Origin of the sequence: Corynebacterium sp. MSK310, from assembly GCF_030227355.1 — a bacterium.
GTDB classification, from domain to species: Bacteria; Actinomycetota; Actinomycetes; order Mycobacteriales; family Mycobacteriaceae; genus Corynebacterium; species Corynebacterium rhinophilum.
The window spans coordinates 1-23,495 of the sequence record NZ_JASPFZ010000015.1 but is presented as its reverse complement, the minus strand read 5'-3'; the positions used below and the strand labels follow the sequence as shown (position 1 = coordinate 23,495).

The following is a 23,495-nucleotide window of genomic DNA, read 5'->3' as shown; positions in this document are numbered from 1 at the left end:
GACGATGACCAATGAAACGATCGCGCCGGCCGTCGCATCTACCGCCGTGGGAGGAGCTCGCACCGGGGACCGAGTCGCCCCCGAACGGCTGTCGGAGTCCATCGCCGACGCCATCGGCGTGCACCTGGATTCGGCGGACGTGAAACTCCGCGACCACATCCCGAACTCCCTGACTTTCCTCCAGATGCTGCTGGCGCTGGAGGACGAGTACGGGGTGACCATCGATTACGCGGCGATGGACCCCGGGGTCACGGTCGCTGATTTGGCGGCCGTCATCGACGCCGCCCGGGGTGGCGCTGATGCCGGATCTGCCGCAGGCGCCGCTGCCGGGGCCGACCCCGCTGTAGCGACGGGTGAGTCGGATGACGGCTGTGCCGGCAAAAATGGGGCCGGTCCCGTGGATGCGGTCCCGCTCAATCCAATTCAGACCGCCTACCTGCTCGGCGCGGACGAGGACATCGAGCTTGGCGGCCAAGCGACGTACATTTACGCGGAATCCCGGCACGACTATTCGTTGCCGCAGGTGGAGGAGGCCGTGCGGGTGGTCTTCGGGCGTCACGACGTACTGTTCCATCGGCTCGACGTCGATGCCGGGGTCTTGAGCCCGACCGGCGCGTGCCTCGCCACCGTCGAGGTAGTCGGGTCCGGCGACGATGTCGACGCGGCGGTGGGGGAGATCCGTCGGGACATGCGAACCGCGGCGCGATCGTCGAACGAGGACGGTCCCATGGTCGCCGCGAGGCTGCTCGCAGATGCGGGCGGGTGCAGGATGTTCATCTACTTCAACATGATCGTCATGGATGCGGGTTCGGTGTACCTGTTCTTCGACGAGCTCGAATCTCTGCTGGCCGGGGAGCCGCCGGCTCCGGCTTCCAAATATGGGGATGCCCTGGCGGCAATCTCTGCGCGCCGGCGCGAAGGGAAACGGGCCGAGGACCTCGCCTATTGGGAGAAGAAGGCCGCAGATCTGCCGCGGCGCCCGGAGTTCCCGGCGGCCGTGAGGGGTGACGACGATTGGTCGACCCGGCGCTTGGGCACGGTGCTCGACGCGGAGATCACCGCCAAGCTCGGCGAACGGGCCCGCCGCATTGGAGTTACCCTGTCGTCGCTGGTAATGGCCGTCAACGCCGCCGTCGTCTGCAGGTGGCTGCCCGAATCGGCGTTGACGGTCAACGTGACTGTCAGCGAACGCAGCGGCCTCGCCGCGGGCACGAGGGTGATGGGAGATTTCACTTCATCGATGCTCATCGGCGTCGACGCCGGGAGAGCTGCGACCATCGATGGGTTGGCGGAGGCGATCGACCTGGACATCCGTGAAGGGCTGTCCCACCGCGGCGTTTCCGGTGTGGAGGTGCTACAGCGATTCCTCCGGGACGCGGCCAATCAGACCCAGGCCACTGCTCCGGTGGTGTTCACCAGCTACCTCGGCGGCGAGCGGGGCAGCGGGCGCAGCCCGGTCATCGAACGCATCTACACGCAAACCGCGCAGGTGTGCCTCGACATCCAAGTGATGCCGGCATCGGGCGGGATGACGTTGTCGTGGGACGTGGTCGACGATTACTTCCCTGCGGCAGATACGATGTTCGGGGTCGTTGCGGAGGCCCTGGACGTGGTGGCGGAGGGGGGAGAGGCTCTGCCCATCCGTCATGCGGAGACGGAGGGGGCCGTCGCCCGCTACAATGACGCTGCGGGCCCGATCCACGATGACACCCTGGTTTCGCTTGTCGAAGCCGCATACGCGGCGACTCCGGACGCGCCGGCCGTGCGCCTCGCCGCCCGGGACATCTCGTACACCTACGCCGAGGTCTGGGCCCGGGCCGGACGCATCGCCCGCTATCTCTCAGATTCCGGCGTCGGGGCGGGGGACGCGGTGATCGTGCGCTACACCAAGCATCCCGACGACATCGTTAACATGGTCGGCGCATTGCGTGCGGGAGCCGCATTCGTCCCCGTCGACGCGGGCATGCCGGCCCAGCGACAGGAATACGTCGTGGAAGCCTCAGGTGCGTCGGGCCCGATTCTGGACACCGGCGTGATCGATGAACTGGACCAAAGCGGAGTGGCGGGCGTCGGCAAGCCCGCAGCCGCGGAAGTCTGCGACCGCGCGGGCAGCGCGGGTGCGCACCCTTCGCTTGGCACTGCCCCTGACGACCTTGCCTACGTAATCTTCACCTCGGGGACGACGGGCCGGCCAAAGGGTGTGCGAATCAGTCACCGCAACTGCATCAACACCATCCTCGACGTGAACCGGCGGTATGGGGTCACCTCCGCCGATCGCATCATCGGATTGTCGTCGCTGGGATTCGACCTGTCGGTCTACGACGTGTTCGGGGCGTTCGCGGCAGGCGCGACGGTGACGATGGTCAGAGACGAGCGCGACGCCGATGAAATCCTCGACGTCTTGCGGGAAGAGCGGGTCACGCTGTGGAACTCCGCGCCCGCCCTTTTGGAGCTCGCCCTGGTCCGGGCGGCGGACGACGACGTGTTCCCGGATGTGCGCACCGTATTGCTCAGCGGCGATCGCATCGCAGCGGGGCTTCCGGCGCGCGCCATGGACATGTTCCCGAACGCGTCGATCAATAGCCTCGGCGGTGCGACCGAAGGAAGCATTTGGTCCATCCACTGCCCGCTGCTACGCGACAGCCTGGAAAACCGCATTCCCTACGGGTACCCGCTGGCGAACCAGGGCATCCACGTGCTCGCGCCCGACGGGGTGCATTGCCCCGTCGGCGTGCCGGGGGAAATCCACATCAGCGGTCTCGGCGTCGCGCAGGGGTATGCGGCCGATCCGGAGCGGACCGCTGCCGCCTTCGGGGATGTCCCAGGCATCGGGCGCTGCTACCGAACCGGAGACGTGGGCATCTTCAACGCGGAGGGTTTCGTGGAATTTCTCGGCCGCCGCGATCGTCAGGTGAAAATCGCGGGCTTCCGCGTCGAACTCGGAGAAATCGAATCGGTCCTCGAGCGGTCCGGCCTGGTGACCGCGTCGATGGCGGCGGTCGTCGAATCGGGCGGTCGGGGACTCCTGGCGTGCCTTTACGTTCCGGCGGACGACATGACCGGCTCGCGGGATGCCGTCCGGGCCGAGCTCGCCCGCTGCTTGCCAGCGTACATGGTACCGACGGTCCTGCTGCCCGTGGCGCACCTGCCCGTCACCGTCAACGGGAAACTGGATCAGGAGGAAATTCGTAGGCACGTCGGTGCCGCGGGCGGCGGGGCAACGGCCGATGGCGAGGTCGCCGGGGCGGAGGCCGGAGCCGCGGGCGCGGCTGGTTCCGTCGCCGCCCCCGGGGCGATCGAGTTGGTATCCGGAGTCTTCGACGAGATCCTCGGGGAAGCCCCGTCGACGAGTGGGGCGGATCCGGCGTGCGGCGCGGGAGAGTCCTTCTTCCGCCGCGGCGGCGATTCTCTGCAATTCCAGGTTATGATGCGCGCGATCCGGCAGAAGACGGGCGTCCGGCTCCGTTTCCGCGACGTCATCGCCGACCCGACCATCGCGCACATCGCCGGCCTTGTCTCGGAGGCCATGCGGGAGTCCGGTGCCGAGTCTGAAGCCGTCGCCGAGGCAGTGTCTTCCCTCGATTGTGCCGGCGGTGCCGGTTCAGCCGCAGGAGGTGCCCGAGAATCCTCCGCGAGTGCCCACGGGAAGGATCCGGTGGAACAATTCGGGGACGACCCCCACGCGCCGTTCCCCCTGACCGACATGCAGAAGGCCTACTACGTCGGCCGGAACTCCGGGTTCGAGCTGGGCGGCGTCACCGAGCACTACTACATCGAATCCGTCACCGAACCCGGTACCGACATCGACCGCCTGGAGGACGCCCTCGACAACCTCATCCGCAGGCATCCGATGCTGCGCGTCGTGTTCACCGCACAAGCCACGCAGCGGATTCTGCCGGAGGTTCCGCGCTACCGCATTGCCGTCGCCGACTACCGGGCCGCCGATGAGGCGACCGTGGTCGAGGCGGTGCGGCGCAAGCGCGATGAGCTGAGCCACCAGGTATTCGATCTGGGCAGCTGGCCCTTGTTTCATCTGTCGGCGTTCGCGCTCCCGGACGGGAGGCACCGCCTGTTCTTCAGCGTGGACATGATCATCGGAGACGGGGCGAGCCAACGGATTTTCATCGACGACCTGGACAAGCTGTACCGGGGAACGGAGCTTCCGCCCGTCACCGGCGACTACCGCACGTACGTCTTGGAGATGAAGCGCCGGGAGGCTTCGGCGGTCGGGCGTGGCGATGAGACGTTGACTCGGACGGTGGTCGAGGACTTCCCGCCCGGCAACACCCTTTCATCAATCGGTGCGGCCGCGGACGTGGATGTGCCGCGGATGCGTCGCCTGTCGCACACGTTCACCGCTGAGGAAACCGCACTGTTGCGGGAACGGGCCAGCGCCGCCGACGGCAGCGTGTCCGCACTGCTTCTCGCCTGCTATGCGACGAGCCTGTCGCTGTGGTCGAGGGGGGATTCGGTCGGCATCAACATCACCACGTACAACCGTGATCCCGAAATCGCCGACTTCGCCGGCGTCTTCGGTGATTTCACCGGCGTCATTCTGATGCCGGTGAAAGCGGCCGCCGACTATGACCTCCGTTGGTGGACGGCGGAACTGCGCGACCGGCTGCTCGGGCACATGGCGGCCGGGTACTCCGGGGTGTCGTTGCTCGGCGCCATCGCGCGCCACCGGGGTCTGCCCGTCGGACAGGCCATCGCGCCGTTCGTGTACACCTCGTTGCTGTTCGGCGAGGGTTCCGCGGCAGGCGATGGCTCGGGTAGGGATGCCCACGTCCTGGGTGACGTCGATTACGCCATCTCCCAGACCCCGCAGGTGCTGTTGGACAACCAAGTGATGGAGGTCGGCGGGCGTATCAACGTCGCCTGGGATTTCGTCGAGCAGATCCTGGAACCGGAACTGGTGGAGGACATCTTCGACCACTACATCAGGTCGGTGTCGGGCTTCGCCGGGGGCTGCCCCGAAGCGGCGCCGCTGAGCGTCGGCCAGGTTCGGCGCCTGCGCCTGGCGGTCGGGGGCACTTCTTCCAGCGGTGGGGCGATCGGCGACGGCGTCGCGGGCGCGTCATCGGCGGAGCGCGACAGGTCGGGCTCGATCTCGAGGATCGCATCCGGGGACCTGATGGGCCGAGTTCGCGAATACCTGACGGTCATCACCGGGATGGTCCGGGCCGACCTAGGCGGCGCTGAAGCCGGCGCGGACGACGACCTGTTCCTCCTCGGCTACGACTCCCTGGGATTCGTGAATCTGATGCAGCGGATCCAGGACATCACCGGGGCGTCGGTACCGCTCGCGGAAGCGCTGGCCAAGCCGACGCCACGTGGCGTGGCCGAGCTCGTCGGCCAGTCGACGGCCACGCCGACCGACCGGCGGGACGTGGATGACCCCGGCGCGTCGGCCGCGGACCATTCGCTGGTCCTATTGCGCAGCGGCGATGAGGCGCGCCCGATCTTCCTCGTCCACGGCGGATTCGGCACCGTCGACATCTACCGAGACCTGGCCCTCGCGATCCCCGGTGGCGGGCAGGTGTGGGGCGTCGGCTTCGCGGAGTTCGAGAGACCATTCCCCCACGCCATCGGCATCGGCGACATCGCGGCCCACTACTCGGGCCGGGTCCGCGAGGTGCTCGTCGACGGTGCCGCCCCGGCGATCGTCGGATGGAGCCTCGGCGGCACCATCGCGGCCGAGATGGTGCTCCGTTTGGCCGATCTTGATCCCGCGCTGGTGTTTCTCGACAGCCTGGCTCCGGGGATCGCGGTCGACGTCGGGGATTTCGGCGCGGAATCCGAAAAGGGGCTGCTGTCCCGGGTGGTGCCCTCGATTGCCGATCTCCCGCACGGAACGCCGGTTGCCCGCCTCTGGGCGGAGTTCGGCGGGGTCGACGAGACCGACGGGGAACGGGGGGCCCGTTTGCGTGCCCTGGCCGCAGCGGTCGCACCGACGCTCCTGGAGGACCTTGGGCTTTCCGGCGACCGGGTGACGGCGACGGAGTTCAACTCGCTGCGCTCGCTCATCGATGCCCGCACCCGGTACCGGCCCGGGGGGCGGGTGAGGGAGGCGCTGTTCGTTCTCCCCGATGACGGCGAGGCTCACAACCACGACCAGTGGCGGGACCACCTCGTCGATGACCTCTGCGTCGCCGGCGTCGCGGGAAACCACTATTCGTTCGTCCTCGGAGAGGATGCCGCGTTGACCGGGGCCCTCATCGGGGAGTACATCGAACGCCGGCGCCGGGCGCCGGAAACGGACGACAGGGCAGCGGACCCGTCGTCCGAAGGAATCGACCGGTCGCGGGACCGGGGAAACGAGATGGAAAATGACTGACCGACGAAACGGCGGGGAAGCACGGGACCGCGACGCGGGCGAACCCGTGAAAGTGCTGGTGGCCGGAGGTACCGGCGTCACCGGACGGCTCGTCCGGGGGATGCTCGGCGTCGTCGACGGGATTGAGCTGGCCTACACTTCCCGGCAGAAGCCAGACGATGGCCCGGGGCGGCACTTCCCGCTGAGGATCGCCGCCGGCCACAACGAGATCTGCAGGGTCTTCCGAAAACACGATTGGGTGGTCAACTGCACCGGCCCGTTCGAGGTGCACGCAGACTCACTCGCCCGTGCTTGCATCGACTCAGGTACCGGGTACATCGACGTCAACGATTCGATCGACGCCCGCCGCGCAATCATGGCTCTCGACGGGGATGCCCGGCGGGAGGGGGTTCCCGTGCTCACCGGGTTCGGCCTGTGCCCGGGCTTGTCGACGGCACTGTTGATTCTCGGGGCCCGCGCTGCGGGGGTCGAAGAGGTCCGCGATGTGCGGGTCGATCTGCGAATCGGCGCCGACCAGGAATCCGGGGCCGCGTCGGTCGAGTCGATGTTCCGGACCATTCGCGGCGGATACCGCGCAATGCTCGGCGGCGCCATTGTCGAAGTACGGCGCAACCCGGTGTCGTCGCAAAGCGGAATCGGCTATGAATGCCCGGACATCGACGTCGTACGCGAGGTGTGCCCCTCGATCCGCGGCTATTCCTACCACGTCGCCTTCGATGCTCTCCCCGATGAGTCGGTGGAGAAGATCTGCACGTCGAGACTGTACGCGATGCCCGTTGTCTCCGGTCTGCTCGCCCGTCTCGGGGCGGCCGTGACATCGCGGAAGGCGCGGGTGAAGGGCACTCCGCAACCCGCCGAGCTGGTCGTCGCACTGTTGTCCGCCGGCGCGGGCGATGCGGGGCCGACGGCCGAGACGACCGTCGTCCGGGCGACCGGCCCGGGTTCCTACAAAATGACCGCGGCGATTGCTGCCGCCACCGTTGTGGCGGTCGCGGGGAAGCCGGTCGCGCCGGGGTGCCGGGATCTCGTCGGCCACCCCCGGCTCCTCGAACCGGTCCTCGCCTTCGCCCGCGATGCGGGCATCCATATCGAGGTGCCGCATGACAACCCGACCACGGGGCCGCTGCCGACAGCGGCCCACTGCGATACCAAAGAAAAGGGGAAACGATGACGGATCAAGCTGAACGAGGTGCGGCGATCGTCGTCCGCGACCTCACGAAGAGCTACCCGATTGCGGGCAATGCGGGCAATGCGGGCACCCCGCCCGAAGGCGGGGCAGGTGCCCCGCCGGACGGCGGGCGCAAGGGAAAGCGCGGCGCCCGGATGCGCAAGCATGTGCTCGACGGCGTGAGTTTTACCGTGCCCGCCGGGGCGATCGTGTCGTTCCTCGGCCACAACGGTGCAGGCAAGACCACCCTCATCCGAATCCTGTCGACGCTCATCACCGCCGACTCCGGCGAGGTGAGCATCTTCTCGCGCGATGTGAAAGAGGACCCGGCGGGCGTGCGCGCCGACATTGCCACCACCGGCCAATTCGCGGCGATCGACGAGAACCTCACCGGCCGGGAGAACCTGGAGTTCTTCGGGCGGCTGCGCGGGCTCGACCGCGCCGCCGCGGCCGCCCGCGCGACGGAACTGCTCGCGCAATTCTCGCTCGCGGACAGTGCCTCGACGCTGGCGTCGGCCTATTCGGGTGGCATGCGGCGCCGTCTCGACATCGCCGCGTCGCTGTGCGTCGTGCCCAGGCTGCTGTTCCTCGACGAACCCACAACGGGGCTGGACCCTGTCAGCCGCGAAGAGCTGTGGGGCTTCATCCGGCAACTGCGCGACGACGGAATGACCCTGGTGCTGACCACCCAGTACCTGGAAGAGGCGGAGGCGCTGGCCGACCACGTCCATCTGCTCAAGGATCGCCGCATCGTCGCCAGCGGAACGCCGGAGGAATTGCGCCGCGACTTCGGGTCGCACGTGCTCCGCGTGTCCTTCGCCACCGCCGCCGAGGCGGAGGCGTTCGCCTGCTGCCTCGGGGGAACGTGCCTAGACGGCGCCCGCGTCGCGGGGAAGTTGGTGTCCCTCGACGTCGACCCCGGACCGCGGGTCCTCGAGGCGGCGGCGCAGGCGATGGAGGCCTCGGAAGCGTCGCCGGATTCGCTGAGCGTGTCGTCACCCACCCTCAACGAGGTGTTCATATCGATGAACGCGGGGGGTGCGGCGCGATGAGTGCGACGTCGGTCGCGGCGTTTCTCCGTCGGGATCTGCTGCTGTTGCGACGCAACACCGCGTCGCTGATCTCCATGTTCGTAGTTCCGCCCCTCTTCCTGCTGTGCCTGTACGCGGTGTTTGGATACTCGGCGGGGCAATCCGGCTTCGGGTACCTGCGTTTCGTGCTCGGCGGCTGCCTGTTCCAGGCGGCGATGTTCACCGCCGCGGCGTCGGCGATGGCGGTGGGACAGGACGTCGAATCCGGGCTCGTTGACCGCGTGCGCGTGTTGCCCGGGGCCACAGGCGGCTATGTCGCCGGCAGGCTCGCCACCGATGTGCTGCGGATGTCCGCGTCGATCGCGGCGCTGCTGGTCGTCGCGTGGGCCTGCGGCCTCGACATGGCTGTCGGTGACGTCGCGTGGACTGTCCTGTGGTCGCTGCTCGCCGCGGCGGTCCTGTCCCTGGTCACGGACGGGGTGATCCTGATGGTGCCCGCCCCGGTGTCGACGGCCTCATCGATCCAGGCGCTGGAAATGCTGCTGCTCATGTTCTCCACCGCGTTCATTCCGGCGACCGCTTTGGACGGCTCCCTGCGCGACGTCGTACGTCACATGCCGTTTTCGCCGATGATCGAGGTGATCAGGGCGGCGTCCCCGGACGCCTTCCCGGATAGCGCCGGGGAAGAGGCAGCCCTGTGGCTCGGTGTCGCGGTGGTCGCCGGAATCGTCCTGTTCATCCGCCGGTTCACCTCGAGGAGCGAATCATGATCGGCGCCATCTTCGTGCATCTGCGGCGCATCGCCCACATTTGGCTGCGGCGCCCCGACTTCTGGTTCATGACGTTCATTGCTCCGCTCGTGTACCTGTTCATCGTCAACCGCATGTTCGGTGGCCTGGTCAGGCAGCTCACCGGAGAGTTCGAACTCCGGAACGCGGTCATCCTGGTCGTGACGGCGTGGGCGTTCATCCTGGCCATCACGGGATCGTCCACCGTGTTCGTTGAACGCAGCAATGGCTTCCACGAGCGGTTAATCACCATGCCGTCACCGTACGCGGCCGTGTCGGCCGCACGGATCATTGCCGAGTTCATCCGGATCATGGCGATGACGGCCGTCGTCGCGGCGGTGGCCGCCTTGCTTTCCGACGGCCCCCCGGAGGTGTCCTGGTGGTGGAGGATCGCGGTGACCGGGGCGATGGTTGCCGCGGCGGCCGCATGCACCGGCACGTACATCGCGTTCTCCATCACCAGCCCCCAGGGGTCCGTGGCCCTCATCCCGTTAATCATCGTTGCGATGTTCGTCAACACGGTGCTCATGCCCGCCGACCACTTCCGTCCCCTCCTGCGCGGAATCGCCGGGCACACCCCCGTATCCGCGGCAGGCGAGGCCGTCAACGGCACCGGGGCTGCGGGTCTGGTGGTCTGCGCGGCCTGGTTCTTAGGCATCGCCGTGCTCGCGGTGTGGGGCATCGCCGTGAAAACGAGGCCGGGGGAGTCTGCATGACGGGCACGTCCACTGGGGCGGCGCCGCCGACGACGGCCCGCGAACCCGAGCACCTAACCCGAAACCGCCGCGTGGACGCGGCCCACACACCCCGGAGACAGAACCAGATGAAGTCGATTGCCCAGATCGTCCAGAACAACCGCAGACTCCTCGCGGCCTACGAGGACAAGGTCCAGCCGAGGTTCCTCAGCCGCTATGCGCGTGAACCGATGGACGCCGCCGCCGTGTATCGGAAGCTCCGTGCGCTGGATCCCGGGCCGGATGCGCCGGCCCGGGTTCTCGACCTCGGTTGCGGAACCGGGTGGCTCGCCCGCATGCTCGCCGCCGAGCCTCGCTATCGCAGGGCGAACATCGTCGGCTACGACCTGTCGCCCAATGCGATCCGCATCGCCCGCGAACGCGCCGCCGTCGAAAGGCTCGGGGCCCGGACGGAATTCCACGTCGCCGACGTCCTCGCGCCGCTCGCGGGAGAGCCCGGCAGGACCGATGAAATCTGGGTGTGCGGCGCGCTCCACCAAATGAAGGATGCGGGTGCCGCGCTCGGCAGGGTCGCCGGTCTGCTCGCCGACGGCGGCATCGCTTACGTGCAGACGTTCGCCGAGGATCCCGACGTGAACGAGCGGGTCGACATGGCCGTCATGGCGAAGATGGGCCACCGGGTGTTCCGGGGCAGCGAGCTCGAGGACCTCGCCGAAGCCAACGGGCTGAAGCTGGGCGGAGCCTCACACGCCGGCATGGTGTACTTCTGCACTCTCACGAAGAAAAGCGCGATCGGGGAGGCGGGCAAGTGAGCGCCGTGGACGGGACCGTAGGCCCGTGGTCGCTGCTCGCCCCGATCCGGACGCGGATGCGTGCGGTGGTCGCGTTATCCGTCCTGTCGTCGGTGGCTACCGTCGCTTCGCTGGTCGGCATCATCGACATCGCGATGACGTACCCGGAGGCCCCGGAGCATCGGACGTGGTTGGCCGTGGCTGTCATCGTCGTCGCCGCAACGGTGCGCATGGCCGCGGACGGCGCCGCCGGCATGCTCTCGCACCGGGCGGATAACGACCTGCAGCTCCACCTCCGGCGCCGGCTGGTCGCCCAAATCCGGAAGTTGCCGCTGGGCTGGCTGGACGCCCGGCGCTCGTCGGGAATCATCGGGTCGGTTGAGAAGGACGTCGCGGCTGTCCACCAGCTCATGGGCCACACCGTCGGTGAGACCGTGGTGGCGGTGCTGGTTCCCCTGCTTTCCCTCATCGCGCTCGTCGCGGTGGATTGGCGGATCGCGGCGGTGGCGATCGTCCCGGTGCTGGTCACCTTCGCCCTGATGGGCGTGATGATTTCGCGCGGAGCCGGTCTTCAGCGCGACTACGAGCGAGCCTCCGAAGGAGTGACGGCCGCGGTCATCGAGTTGGTGCGCGGTATCCCGGTGATGAAGTCCTTCGGACGCGCCAACCAGGGCGCGGGTCGCTACGATGCCGCGGCGTTGTCGTTCGTCCGCGCGTGGTCCGCCTGGTCCCGGCAGTCGAACATCTATCTCGGGTTCATCGACGTGGTGACGTCCCCGATCACAGTCCTCGCAGTGGTGTGCTGGGCCGGCCTCGCTCTGAGGGACGCCGCGGGCGGCATACCGGAGGGTCTCGTCGCCGGGCTGGTTCTCAGCCTTGGACTCTCCGCGGCGATCGTGCGGGTGGCCATGAACTCCGAACCCATCATCGCGGGGATTGCCGCCCTGAAGTCCATCGCGGAGGTGCTGGGCACGCCGCCAATCGCCGAGCCCGCCGATCCGGTGCCCGTGCGCGGAGGCGCGCTCGAGGTCCGGAACCTGGTCTTCTCCTATGGCGATGGGCCGCGGGTCCTCGACGGGATGTCCGCGACGTTCGAACCGGGGACCCTCACTGCGCTGGTGGGGTCCTCCGGTTCCGGAAAGTCCACCGTCGCCCGGCTGTTGGCGCGTTTCCACGACCCCGTTGAAGGCTCGGTGCTGCTGGGCGGCACCGATCTTCGCGACATCGCCGTGCGCGACGTGCACCGCTCGGTGTCGGTGGTGTTCCAAGATCCGCAGTTGCTCACGCTGCCGTTGCGGGAGAACATCCGGCTGGCCAGGAGAGACGCCACCGACGGCGAAATCATGGCGGCCGCGAAGCTCGCGAACCTCGATGCGGTCATCGCGGCGCTGCCGAAGCGTCTGGATTCGGTGGTCAACGTCGACGTGACCTTTTCCGGCGGTGAGGCGCAGCGCGTGGCCATCGCGAGGTCGATCGTCACGGACGCGCCGGTGCTCATCTTCGATGAGGCAACCGCTTATGCGGATCCGGCTTCCGAGGCCCTCATCCAGTCCGCAATCGAGCGTTTGGCCCGTTCGCGGACGGTGATTGTGATCGCGCACAGGTTGAGCACGATCCGCAACGCCGACCGCATCCTCGTTCTCGATGGGGGAGCGGTCGCGGAGGCGGGTACCCACGACGAGTTGCTTGCGCGCGGTGGCCGCTACCGGGATTTGTGGCGCGCGTTCGCGCTCGACGACGAACCATCCGCTCCGCGGGGCACTGAATCAGACGATGAAAAGGCGGGGAACCGATGATTCGGGACTTGTGGTCGATGACGGATCGGCGCTCGAGAATGACGCTGGCGTGGCTCATTGCGTTGGCCGCGCTTGCCTCGCTGGCCCAGGGAGCGGCGTTCGTCGCGCTGCTGCCGCTGCTGTCGGCTCTGGCCGAGGGAGATGATGCGACGGCGTGGCGTTTCACCGGCGTCATCGCCGGCCTCGCGGTCGCCCATGCGGTGCTGTCCCTCGCCGCGGGGACGGTCGGCAGGGCGAATTCCGCAGCGGTGCTGTCGTCCCTGCTGCGTTCCCTGGGCAAACGCGTGCTGACGTTGCCACTCGGGTACGTCACCAAGTCCACGGCCGGCCGCTTTTCGGAGATGGCGTCGTCGGGTATCGCGTTCGCGGCGTCCGTGCCGCACGTGATCCTGCGGCCCGTCATCGCCGCGGTGGTTGCGCCGACCGTCATCGCCTTCGGAATTCTGGCGGTGGATTGGCGCGTCGGTTTGGTTCTCGTCGCGTCGGCGCCGGTGCTCTTCTTCGCCTACCGGGCCATTGGCCGGGTCGGCGGGGAGTCGGACGAAGCGCATGCTGACGCCGTCGCTGCCGTCTCCGGCAGGCTGATCGAGTTCACCCGCTGCCAGCAGGCGATTCGCGCCGCGAGCGACGGTTCGGCGGCGGACGCGATGGTGGATGAGGCGATCCGGGCCCAACACGATACGTTCGCGAAGGCGACGTCGACGCAGGGGGCGGCCATCGGACGGTTGAGTTCGGTCGTCCATGCGGTGTTCACGGCGGCGGTAATCGTCGCCGTAGCAGTCGCCGCGACGGGCGGGATGGCGCCGGCGCAGTTGGCGCCAATGCTCATCGTGGTTGTCCAGTTCACCGGACCGATCACCACGGCGGGAGCGTTGTCCGGCGGTTTCGGTGCGGGCCGCAACACGTTGGCTGCGTTGCGTGACCTGCGGGCGATCCCCGCCCTTCCCGAACCGACCGCACCGGAGCTGCCCAACGGGCATGACGTGGAGTTCCGCGGCGTGAGCTTCGGGTACGGGGATAAGAAGGTTCTCGACGGCGTCAGCTTCCGTGCACCTCAGGGAGCGCTGGTTGCTGTAGTGGGACCGTCGGGGGCGGGCAAGACGACGGTCATGCGGCTGCTGTCGCGTTTTCATGATCCGGACTCGGGGGAGATCCTCATCGGCGGGGTGCCCTTGCCTCGGATCGGCACCGACGGCGTGAACTCGCTGGTGACCCCGGTGTTCCAGGAGACGTTCCTTTTCGACGCGTCCGTGCGGGACAACGTGGTCTTCGCCGACCCCGAATTCGGTTCCGGGCCCGGTGACGGGGACCGCTTGCGCGAGGCCGCTCGGCGTTCCGGGGTGGACCGCATCGTGGAGCTGCTGCCTTCCGGGTGGGATACCCCGGTGGGGGAGGAGGGGACGCTGCTGTCGGGAGGCGAGCGGCAGCGCCTCGCCATCGCCCGGGCGCTTCTGAAGGATTCCCCGGTGGTGCTTCTCGACGAGCCGACGTCCTCGCTGGATGCGGCCACTGAGCGGGCGATCGTCGGCACGATGGAGGCGTTGCGCGGCGATCGCACCGTGATCGTCGTCGCCCATCGCCTGCACACCGTCCGCGATGCCGACCTCATCGTCGTGCTTTCGGAGGACGGGACGGTCGCAGAACGGGGCACGCACGATGAATTGCTGGCGAAGGGCGGCCGCTACGCCGAGTCGTGGGCGTGTCGGACGGGGAGCTCCTCGGGCGCCTGATCCTCATCACCTGGTCGATGCTCTCACGGGCGCCCTGCCGCAGCTTCCCGAATCCCACCGCCAGGCGCTCGGTGGGCAGAGCGAAACCGCCGACGAAAACGCCGAGCAGCACGAACACCGACGAGCTGTAAGGCTGAAGCTTCCTAGAAAGCGAAAATAGCCCTCTTCCTCATTCCCGTGAAAGCTGGGAGGGAAGGGGGCTCTTTGCTGCCTTGCCGCTAGCTACTACCGCCCGTGCACCTGGTTTTGAGCAATTTCCAGCCCGTGGCTGGCGATTAGCTCCACTGCCTCCGCCGCGGTGGGCAGGGTGAAAGCGAGTTCCTCGCGCTCCTTGGCATTGAAGTTGCGCAGCACATAATCAGCTGGATCCTGGCGGCCCGGAGGACGATCAATGCCAATGCGCACGCGCATGTAGTCCTTCGTGCCCAATGACTTCGATGTCGAATGCAGGCCATTGTGGCCATTCTCGCCCCCGCCGCGCTTAAGGCGCACCACACCCGGGTCTAGGTCCAGCTCATCGTGGACCACCACGACGTCGGTAGGTGCGACATTGAAGAACTTCGCCAGCGCCGCGACCGGCCCACCCGACAGATTCATGTACGTCCGGGGCTTAGCCAGAATCACCTGTCGCTCGCCACCATCGGAGGTTTTAAACCGAGTCTGCACAATCTCAGCATTCGATTTCTTGTGCACGCTAAACGACGAAGGCATCGGAGAAGTCCGGCTGGCTAGTTCATCTAGCACCAGATGTCCGGCGTTATGGCGGGTGAGTTCATATTTGGGCCCAGGGTTGCCGAGCCCCACGACAAGCAGAGGCGTGGTGGAGGCGTTCATGAGTTCAATCTTGGCACACCGTGCACGGTCTTATGATTTTTCTGCGGGTGACTCTTCACGTTGATTGACTTTGAAAACGCCCCGTACTCGTCAAACAAAACTACAAGGAGCCGCGGCTCGTACACCTCGCCCGAGATAGCTGCGGCTTTCTGCTGCGCGTAGCGGTGTTCCATCTCCGCATGCACCCACTGGATAAGGCGGACATGCTCCGCGTCGGTTGACGTGTACATCACCACATTGGGTAGGTGCTGCACTAGGGGAACGTAGTCCGAGCTACCTTTACCGTCGGCAATCATTGCATCGGCACCCGCGAGCACGCAGCTAGTCAGCAGCCATGAGGCCCAAAACGACTTACCGCTACCAGTGCCGCCGCCGACCAGTGCGTGCGGTGAGCGCGCTATAGCAGCCGACAGCACTTCGCCGTCCGCCGTGCGGCCCTGCACCCACGCCAGGCGCGGATACGCGGCAACAGATGACGCGCAAAACTCTTCCAACGAGTCGGTGCCAGTTACATGGAGTTGCTCGTCTGCGCCAGGCACCCAGGGGTCATGCGGGCAGCCCTCGGCGGGGTGACGATTGCCACTCGGTCAGCGGCCAAACGGCGCAGTTCAACGTCGCATTTCACGACACCGCGCAGCTTTTCAACAGTCCGGTTCCAAACGTCGAACCCAACAGTCGGCGGGGTTTCACTGACAGGTAACCGCGACCGTCACCTGTCACACCCCACCCCTGCGGAGTAGGGCAGAGGTAGGAGGTCACCCCGTCCGCGCGTTTAGTGACGTAGGCGAGACCCAGCTTGTGCATGGTGTGGTTCCAGTGTGCCAGCGTCGTGGACTGCACCAGCTCCCAGAGGCCGCGCGCGTCGCGCTTGACGAGCTGATAGCCGCGGGTGGCTTGCATGTCGTGACCCGCGACCTGCACCGTGAGGCCATTGCCGGTTACGTCGTAGAAACCGGCGGAGCGCAGGGCTTCCACCGCGTCGCCGGTGTCGAGTTCCAGTGTCAGGCCTACGCTGTCCGGCTCAAACCGCACCACGTGCTCGTGCCACGGCTGCGGGGAAAACACCGCGCCGTAGATACGCAGCAGCTCGTGCACAGAGTCAGCGGGCAGCTTGCCGACCCCCGGCTCATGGAACGAGCCGCCCTTTACGTGCTGGGCAAGCTGTGAGTAGCGTTCGCGGTAGCTGGCGAGGTCAGCGACTGCCTCGTTGATAAGTGCGGGGTCGCAAAAACCCTCGTCCACGGTGTCCGTCTCTGCTACTTGCTCCGTGTCACCGGGAACCTGCGGCAGGGTGTCGTCGCCGAGTCCGGCGAAAAAATCTTTAGCCATTTTCTTACTCCTAAACGTTTGTCCATGACTCCGTTGCGACCTCCGCGTCCGGCCGGTCAGCGGTCGTCATGGTGAACACAAAATTGCCGTTTGACTGGTCGATATGAAAATCAAAAAGGTCTTTCACATTGAGGCGGCGACGAATGCGCTCCTCATTCTTTTCCAAGTCAGCGAGGCGGTACTGCGACGGCGCGGACACTCGCGCCTCCACGTCGCCAGTTTCCGCTAGTGGGGTCAGCGACACGGTGCAGCAGCCCGTGTGGAAAGCCTTGCCATTCTCGTCGTAGGTGGTCTTCGCCAGGCCGCCAGCCTCTAAAGCGTCGTCCAAATCAGCGAAGCGCCCGCGCCCTGTCTTCTGGTCGAACACGACCGTCACGGCACTGCGTGGCGGTACCCGCACCTCGTACCGGCGACCCCTGAACCATGCGGCGAGCCACAGGGCAATGGCGGCGACCGCCGTGTACCCGGCAGCAGCATTGTGCAGCAGCACCGAGACCAGATACAGCGCGGCGAGCACGGCGAGCCAGCGGAGCCACCGCCTGCGCCAGGTGGGCTGCCACAGCCACCGCGGAGTGTCGATGTGCGGCAGGCTCCACTGCGGGCGGGGAAGCCCCAGCCTGTCGAGCAGCCCGGCGCGGTTGTCCGTCTCCTGTGGCGGGGCGAAGTCAATGTCGGGGTCGCCGAGCGGCTGCATGATGGTCGTCTCGTCGTTATCTACTGGGTAGAAGGCGCGGGTTTCGTCATTCATCGTTACCTCCGCAAATCATGGTGTAGGCGAGGAGATAGGTGGCATAGGGCTGCTTCACGCGCCCCTCGTCCAGTGCCTCGTTGTATATCGAGTACCGCTTGGAGGCGCTGGCCTCGCCGCATACCCACGCTTCCTGTGGCAGCTCCTCGCGCCAGCCGGAGTCACAGCCGTCGGGCACCAGGTAGGTGTCCGCGTCCGGGTCAGAGTTCACTTGGAAAGCGGGCGGGGTGCCAGTGCCGACCCACTGGAAGCAGGCCTTTAATATGTCGGGACGGTAGGGGCGGACTTGGCCGAGGTGGTCCACAAGCTGCTGCCCGCGCTCGTACGGCGACGATGTAGTGGACGGCGTAGGCGACGGAGTAGAGGTGGCTGTCGAGGTCGGACTAGCTGTCACCGTCTCACCACTGCCACTGGTGCCGTGCGGCAGCCACAGCCACACGGTCAGCAGTGCCAGTGTAGTGCAGGCTGCATACGCTAGACGCGACACATCACGCGGGTGCGGGCGGCCGCCGCCATATTTCGCGGTAAGTAGCTCCGGGCCGGGAAGTGTGGAAGAAAATTCTTCGAACTCTCTTTGCGCGCCGTCGCTGTGAAACGGCGGCACGTCGAGGATTACCGATTTCATGCCGCTACCTCCAACCTAAGCGTCACTGTGACGTTTTCCCGTGTACTCACAGCAGACCTCCTAATAGGTGGAGTAGCTGGCTGGGGTCGATTTCCGCAGCGGCTCCGCCGCCACCGGCCAGCAGGAAGCCGAGGCCGACGTAGCCCAATTTCTTTTTCATGCTCCTGCTCATTTCCCGGTCACCAGCCCCAGCGCCTCGCGCAGCGGGCGGGCAGGCCACCGCAGCACACGACCCACCTGGACGGCAACAATTTCCTGGTCTCCCACGACGACATCGTCAAGCGTGCTTCGCTGCTGCGCCGTGACTCTGTCCCCGGTGCATTCGACGGCACTATCTCGGTTGACCGCGAAAACAACATTATTTGGGCAAACGGCACCCCGATCCAGGTCATCTACTCCAATGACCCGGCTACTGTTGACTACACCGCGTACGACCTCAACGATGCAATTGTCATCGACAACACCGGCCGCTGGCGTGACCGTGAGGGGCTGTCACAGCACCTGCAGTCCAAGGGCGTTTCCAAGGTTCTGCTCACCGCGCCGGGCAAGGGCGATGTGAAGAACATCGTCTACGGAATTAACCACAGCATTATCGAGGAGTCTGACAGCATTTTGTCGGCAGCCTCCTGTACTACCAACGGCATTACCCCGGTGCTCAAGGTGATCAATGACCGCTACGGCGTGGCGCACGGCCACGTGGAAACCGCGCACTCGTTTACCAATGACCAAAACCTCATTGATAACTACCACAAGGGCGAGCGCCGTGGCCGCGCCGCTGGCCTGAACATGGTGCTTGCCGCCACCGGTGCTGCCAAGGCCGTGGCCAAGGCCCTGCCTGAGTTCGAAGGCAAGCTGACCGGTAACGCCATCCGCGTTCCCACCCCGGACGTGTCCATGGCGGTGCTTAACCTGGAGCTGGAGCAAGAAGTCGACCGTGATGAGGTCAATGACTTCCTGCGCAATGTCTCCCTGCATTCGGATCTGCGCCAGCAGATTTCCTACATTGCCTCCCCAGAGGTCGTCTCTAGTGACTTCGTGGGCAATACCAATGCCGGCATCGTTGATGGCATCGCCACCATTGCCTCCGGCAAGCACTTGGTGCTCTACGTCTGGTACGACAACGAGTTTGGCTACTCCAACCAGGTCATCCGCGTGGTGGAGGGGCTTTCTAATGCCCGCCCGGTGGTCCTGCCCAAGCGCTTATCTCCCTCTGAGCTTTAAGCTCGCATAATTTAAGGCCCGCGGAGTCCCCGCGGGCCTTAGTTATTTAATCGGTAGGGCGAAGTGCCCGTGTGCGCAGCAACCGCCTGGCGGCCCACGAAGTAATGGCGGCGAAAAGGAGGGTCATTATCGCAGCACAGGCGTAGCGTCCGGGAGAATCCGCATTCATCGGCCAGGCGGGGAAGGCAACGAGCCAGAGGACGGTCTTCGCGAGGACATCGCCGCCTACCGTCACGGAGACAATGGTGCCGACGATTGTCAGAGCAAGTGAGCTCCAAATACCAAAGCGGATGACGACGATGAGAGATATCACCGTAAGGACGTATCCCACGCCGATGGCTAGGGGTAATTGCGCTGGTACGGTTAGGGCAGCACCACCGGCGAAGATAACCGCGAGCGAAGCACACGTGCACACCGCTGTGATGATGCTCAGTAACCACAGGAGAAGGGCAGTAGAGCAGTGGCGAGATTCTGTATAAACAATTGGCCACGCGCCCGAGAACCCCGGCCAGACCAGCATAGGAAGTACACCGGCACCCACGGGGAGAAGCAGAAATACGAAGAATCCCTGTACATAACGTGGTGGGTAGATAAAGGCAATAAAGAACAGAGCTAAGGCGCTTGATACCAAGCACGTAATGACCGCTGGTGTCATTATGGCCCGGTGAAACCCCCGCAGCGCATCGGCACGGCGCGAGTGGGCAGCGGCACGAGAGACAGTGGCAGGCTGCCAACCCTGAGCTGGCGTGGCGGCGGTACTGACCGTGGGCGCCGTAACGCGCCGGCGTCGGGAAAGCGGACGTACTCGGCCAGGCGTCATGGTCGCGGTCAAAGAGCCTGCTACAGCGAGGATGAGGCACAACGCCAATGCCGGAAGCGGGCTTTCCTGCAGGAGTGGATCGCCAGGCTCGAGCGGAACTGAATTCTGGTGGATGCGCAGCGCAGGCAATAGTAACCGTAGCGGCCAGGCGGGCGGAAAGGCCCACCATAGCGGCCCCTCGACAACGCGAGGAAGCACACTAATGACCTGCCAGATAACCGCGAGGATAAGCGTGACGGCAAGGCCCAGCCTGCGGGCGCCTGCGGTCGCAAGCCCCGCGATGCCAATAGCCCCGATCAAAGAATAAGCCCCAGCGATGATGAGCAGCTGGTGGTCTGTCCGTGCTTGTATTGCAACCGCCGCCCAGGACAGACCGAAATTAAGTAGGTGAAATACTGCGAGGCTTGCCAAGACGATGAGGAACCGGGAGGCATGCTCGTAGCGAGGATGAAGCCGGCGCCATAGGGTGCCGCCGCTACGGCTGAGTGCCTCGCGGCGCTCAGGAATGCCAGCAAAAAGCGCTATGAGTGGAGCGTACATGCCGGTGATAAAGATGGACTGCCAGCCAAGAACCCCGGTAGCGTCCTCAGCGGAGGAGGTGAACGCAGAAAAGAATACCGTCATTATCACTAGGGGCAGGGCGAGTAATGGTAGCCACTGCAGGGCGCTGCCGCGGCTGCGCAGTAGTTCTGCTGAGAGATACCGTCGATACTGGTTACTCATCGGTCTCACCATCTGCAGAAGTCAGGCGGAAGAATTCGGCTTCCAATTCACCGCTGGGGGCGAGTTCTTGCAGGGAGCCGGAATACCGGATGGTGCCTTGGGACAGGATAGTGATGTCATGGGCTAGGTGAAGGACCTCACCGAGTTGATGGGAGCTGACCACGACTGTGTGCCCAGCGGCGGCGAGCTGCTGGAGGAGCTGGCGCAGCTCCGCGATGCCCTGTGGATCGAGTCCATTTTGCGGTTCATCAAGCAATAAGATTTCTGGATCACCGAGTAGGGCCTGGGCTAAGGCCAAGCGGGCTTTCATTCCGGTGGAAAAAGACTTTGCCTTCTTAGAACCAGCTCCGGCTAGACCAGCAATGTGCAAGACACGGTCGATTTCAGTATCAGGCAATCCGAGAAGGCGGGTATGCACGCGGAGGTTATCCGTGGCAGAAAGGTGGCCATAGAAAGCCGGCCCGTTAACCGAGGCACCAACATGGTCGAGAACCTCGCGCGACCATGGTTTGCCAGCCACGCGCACCGTTCCCGAATCGGCGGGCAGAAGCCCGAGGAAAATGGAAAACAAGGTGGATTTGCCGGCGCCATTTCTCCCGAGCACAGCGTGTACGCGGCCAGGTGAAACACGAAAACTTATATCCCGCAGTACTGCCTGGGAGCCGAAAGACTTTGTGATGTGTTCGAAAGAAACCTCATAGCTCATACGAAAAGTATGAGCCGCGTTACTGCCTTAATCTTCAGCCCTCGAGACGGTCTTCGCGCCGGGGTAGTCCTACCACAGTAGGAGACTAGGCAATGCCAGCTTTGTGCGCCAGCAGCACCAAAGCCACGCGGTCGCGTGCAGCTAGCTTGGACATCAGCGCGGAGACATGCGTTTTTACCGTGGTATCTGCGATAGACATGTGGCCGGCAATCTCGCTATTTGTAGCACCGCGCGCGATGAGCGCGAGCACCTCCATCTCACGCCGAGTAACTAGGCTCAGTCCTTGGCGCTCGTGCGGACTGAGCTGGCTGTGCGTTAGCGCTCGGCGGTAGCCCTCCAGAACAGGGCCCGTTACTTGGGAGGCGAGGACAGACTCGCCCTTGGCGACGTCGCGTACGGCTTGTACCAGAACCTCTGGGTCGGCGTCTTTTAGCAAGAATCCATGCGCACCGGCGGCAATAGATTGGGATACCAGATCTTCTTCATTGAACGTGGTGAGCATGATAATCCGGCAGTTAGGGGTGCGGGAGAGAATGGCTTGAGCCGCGGCAATTCCATCCATGCCAGGCATGCGTATATCCAAAATGGCCACATCAATGCGGAATCGAAGTGCCAAGGAGACGGCGTCGCCTCCGGAGGCTGCGGTAGCCACCACCTCTATATCTTCCTGCGCGTTCAAGATGGTCGATAAGGCAGCGACGAGCATCGCTTGATCGTCTGCAAGCATGACGCGAATCTTAGGCATGGTTGTCCTTGTGTAGTGGTAGTTCCGCATCCAGTGTAAATTTCTGGGCATCGCCACTGCTTGTTAAGTGTCCGCCCAAGGCTTGGGCGCGTTCCTTAACTCCCACCAAACCCACGACGCTGCCGGATACCTCACTGGGCGTAGGCGACGTAGCGGTGGAGGTGAGGGTGACTCGTGCGGCATCGGAAAGCGTGAGTTTTAGCTGCACATGCGTGCCGGGGCCTTGGTGGCGCAGGGCATTGGTCAGCCCTTCAGAAATGATGCGCACGAGGGCTAGCTGAGTCAGCGCGGAAACCTCGTAGGAGGAAGGCAATTCCGCGTCAATCTTCAGGCCAGCGGTGCGAAAGCCATCGATGATGCTCTGTACATGCTCGAGCTGCTGCGCGGGTTCTAACGCCGTGGGCCCCGTACTGCGTAGCGCCGTGACGATGCCGCGCACTTCCTCCAGCGCGGAATCCGCACCATCGCGAATGCTCTTCAAAGTGGACTCTGCGGCGGTGGTATCCGTGCGCGCGGCGATAATCCCGGCATTAGCCTGAACCTTGATCAAGGTGAGGGAATGGGCCAAGACATCGTGCAATTCCCGCGCAATGAGTAAGCGCTCTTCCTCCTGCGCTTGGTGGAACCGTTCTTGAGCTAAGCGCTCGCGTTGCCTATCCAGATCAAAATAGCGTGCGGCGATGAAATAGGCGCTGCCGAGCACTGCCCAATGCACCACCAGCAAGGCGATGTAGCGGCGATCTAGCTGGAAAGATAATAAAAAGGACTCGGGGTCAATGCGCCACATAGCAGGCGATACAAAGGAACCCAGAAACGCGGCGATAAGCACCGCGCGGGGAATTGAGCGGCGTTCCACGTAGCGGGAGGTGGCGTAGACGGCCATCGGCGCGGTCAATGCCCATGGGGTGACCCCGAGGTTTGCTGGTAGCTGGCTTATCCACGCCGCGGCCCACGCACCAAGGAGGACGATAAAGCCAGCTGCGCTGAGTACCGGTTTGGTACGCCAGACCCAGATGAAGGGTAAAAATAAAAGCGATAGCGCTGCTTGGATGAGTTCGATAGCACCGGGATTCGCCCATGCACTAATGAGATAAAACACCGCGATGAGCGCTGCCACCGCGGTGAGGATTTTATCCCCCAAGCGTGTTCTGGCGACGGTGTCAGTGCTCATAGTCGGACATAGTAGTACGCCTTCGGGGGTGTTCCTATGTAGTTTGTCAATCTCGCGGGTGGGGTGGACGGGGGCGGATCCCTAACTCGGGATTTTTAGGTGTGTTGTTTTTGCGCGCGATTGGTAGCCGACTGGGATTTTTCCAGTCGGCTTGTTTCACTGTTAGGGGTTAAGCTGCTGCGGCTTCTTTTGCTGGGGCGGGGTCGTGGTAATACTCGTGGTTGCGCATCATGGCGT

General features: G+C 65.0%; 18 protein-coding genes. 9 read left to right on the top strand and 9 right to left on the bottom strand.

The window, feature by feature from the left end; genetic code table 11:
• The first annotated feature begins 4 nt into the window (after positions 1-4).
• From QP891_RS10000 to QP891_RS09965, 8 genes are read left to right on the top strand one after another with little or no spacing between them, the layout of a single operon-like run.
• On the top strand, positions 5-6,337 hold the full coding sequence (locus tag QP891_RS10000) for a non-ribosomal peptide synthetase (protein WP_284805952.1): 6,333 nt from the start codon (positions 5-7) through the stop codon (positions 6,335-6,337).
• Positions 6,330-7,508, top strand: a complete 1,179-nt coding sequence (locus QP891_RS09995) for a saccharopine dehydrogenase family protein (protein ID WP_284771091.1) — start codon at positions 6,330-6,332, stop codon at positions 7,506-7,508. Before QP891_RS10000 ends, QP891_RS09995 begins: the two co-directional genes overlap by 8 nt.
• A complete protein-coding gene (locus QP891_RS09990) occupies positions 7,505-8,557 on the top strand; it encodes an ABC transporter ATP-binding protein (RefSeq protein WP_284771092.1) in 1,053 nt (350 codons plus the stop codon). The genes QP891_RS09995 and QP891_RS09990 overlap by 4 nt, the downstream gene beginning before the upstream one ends.
• Entirely contained in the window at positions 8,554-9,306 is a 753-nt protein-coding gene (locus QP891_RS09985) for an ABC transporter permease (protein ID WP_005510617.1), read from the top strand. Before QP891_RS09990 ends, QP891_RS09985 begins: the two co-directional genes overlap by 4 nt.
• On the top strand, positions 9,303-10,040 hold the full coding sequence (locus QP891_RS09980; protein ID WP_284817050.1) for an ABC transporter permease: 738 nt from the start codon (positions 9,303-9,305) through the stop codon (positions 10,038-10,040). Before QP891_RS09985 ends, QP891_RS09980 begins: the two co-directional genes overlap by 4 nt.
• Positions 10,037-10,831: a class I SAM-dependent methyltransferase gene (locus tag QP891_RS09975; protein ID WP_284785440.1), complete on the top strand. Its 795-nt coding sequence runs from the start codon at positions 10,037-10,039 to the stop codon at positions 10,829-10,831. The genes QP891_RS09980 and QP891_RS09975 overlap by 4 nt, the downstream gene beginning before the upstream one ends.
• Entirely contained in the window at positions 10,828-12,606 is a 1,779-nt protein-coding gene (locus QP891_RS09970) for an ABC transporter ATP-binding protein (protein WP_284771095.1), read from the top strand. The genes QP891_RS09975 and QP891_RS09970 overlap by 4 nt, the downstream gene beginning before the upstream one ends.
• Positions 12,603-14,336 carry an ABC transporter ATP-binding protein gene (locus QP891_RS09965; RefSeq protein WP_284771096.1) on the top strand — a complete coding sequence of 578 codons (1,734 nt, stop codon included), beginning with the start codon at positions 12,603-12,605 and terminating at the stop codon, positions 14,334-14,336. The genes QP891_RS09970 and QP891_RS09965 overlap by 4 nt, the downstream gene beginning before the upstream one ends.
• Positions 14,337-14,561: 225 nt before the next feature.
• Here the strand turns inward: QP891_RS09965 and pth are convergent, their stop codons facing one another.
• The 5 genes from pth to QP891_RS09940 form a co-directional block, all read right to left on the bottom strand.
• Positions 14,562-15,170 carry an aminoacyl-tRNA hydrolase gene (pth, locus tag QP891_RS09960; RefSeq protein ID WP_284771097.1) on the bottom strand — a complete coding sequence of 203 codons (609 nt, stop codon included), beginning with the start codon at positions 15,168-15,170 and terminating at the stop codon, positions 14,562-14,564.
• On the bottom strand, positions 15,167-15,709 hold the full coding sequence (locus QP891_RS09955; protein WP_284771098.1) for an FtsK/SpoIIIE domain-containing protein: 543 nt from the start codon (positions 15,707-15,709) through the stop codon (positions 15,167-15,169). Before QP891_RS09955 ends, pth begins: the two co-directional genes overlap by 4 nt.
• Before the next feature lie 82 nt (positions 15,710-15,791).
• On the bottom strand, positions 15,792-16,499 hold the full coding sequence (locus QP891_RS09950) for a hypothetical protein (RefSeq protein ID WP_284771099.1): 708 nt from the start codon (positions 16,497-16,499) through the stop codon (positions 15,792-15,794).
• Positions 16,500-16,509: 10 nt separating this feature from the next.
• Positions 16,510-17,247 carry a hypothetical protein gene (locus QP891_RS09945; protein WP_284771100.1) on the bottom strand — a complete coding sequence of 246 codons (738 nt, stop codon included), beginning with the start codon at positions 17,245-17,247 and terminating at the stop codon, positions 16,510-16,512.
• Positions 17,240-17,872 carry a hypothetical protein gene (locus tag QP891_RS09940; RefSeq protein WP_284771101.1) on the bottom strand — a complete coding sequence of 211 codons (633 nt, stop codon included), beginning with the start codon at positions 17,870-17,872 and terminating at the stop codon, positions 17,240-17,242. The genes QP891_RS09945 and QP891_RS09940 overlap by 8 nt, the downstream gene beginning before the upstream one ends.
• Positions 17,873-17,899: 27 nt before the next feature.
• Between QP891_RS09940 and QP891_RS09935 the strand changes: the two genes are divergently transcribed.
• Entirely contained in the window at positions 17,900-19,093 is a 1,194-nt protein-coding gene (locus QP891_RS09935) for a glyceraldehyde-3-phosphate dehydrogenase (protein ID WP_284771102.1), read from the top strand.
• A 46-nt stretch (positions 19,094-19,139) separates the two neighbouring features.
• Here QP891_RS09935 and QP891_RS09930 read toward each other — a convergent pair whose 3' ends face one another.
• The 4 genes from QP891_RS09930 to QP891_RS09915 form a co-directional block, all read right to left on the bottom strand.
• On the bottom strand, positions 19,140-20,636 hold the full coding sequence (locus QP891_RS09930; RefSeq protein ID WP_284771103.1) for an ABC-2 family transporter permease: 1,497 nt from the start codon (positions 20,634-20,636) through the stop codon (positions 19,140-19,142).
• Entirely contained in the window at positions 20,629-21,342 is a 714-nt protein-coding gene (locus QP891_RS09925; protein WP_284771104.1) for an ATP-binding cassette domain-containing protein, read from the bottom strand. Before QP891_RS09925 ends, QP891_RS09930 begins: the two co-directional genes overlap by 8 nt.
• An 85-nt stretch (positions 21,343-21,427) precedes the next feature.
• Positions 21,428-22,087 (bottom strand): response regulator transcription factor, encoded by a 660-nt coding sequence (locus tag QP891_RS09920; RefSeq protein WP_284771105.1) that lies wholly within the window; start codon positions 22,085-22,087, stop codon positions 21,428-21,430.
• A complete protein-coding gene (locus tag QP891_RS09915; RefSeq protein WP_284771106.1) occupies positions 22,080-23,258 on the bottom strand; it encodes a sensor histidine kinase in 1,179 nt (392 codons plus the stop codon). The genes QP891_RS09920 and QP891_RS09915 overlap by 8 nt, the downstream gene beginning before the upstream one ends.
• Between the last annotated feature and the right edge of the window lie 237 nt (positions 23,259-23,495).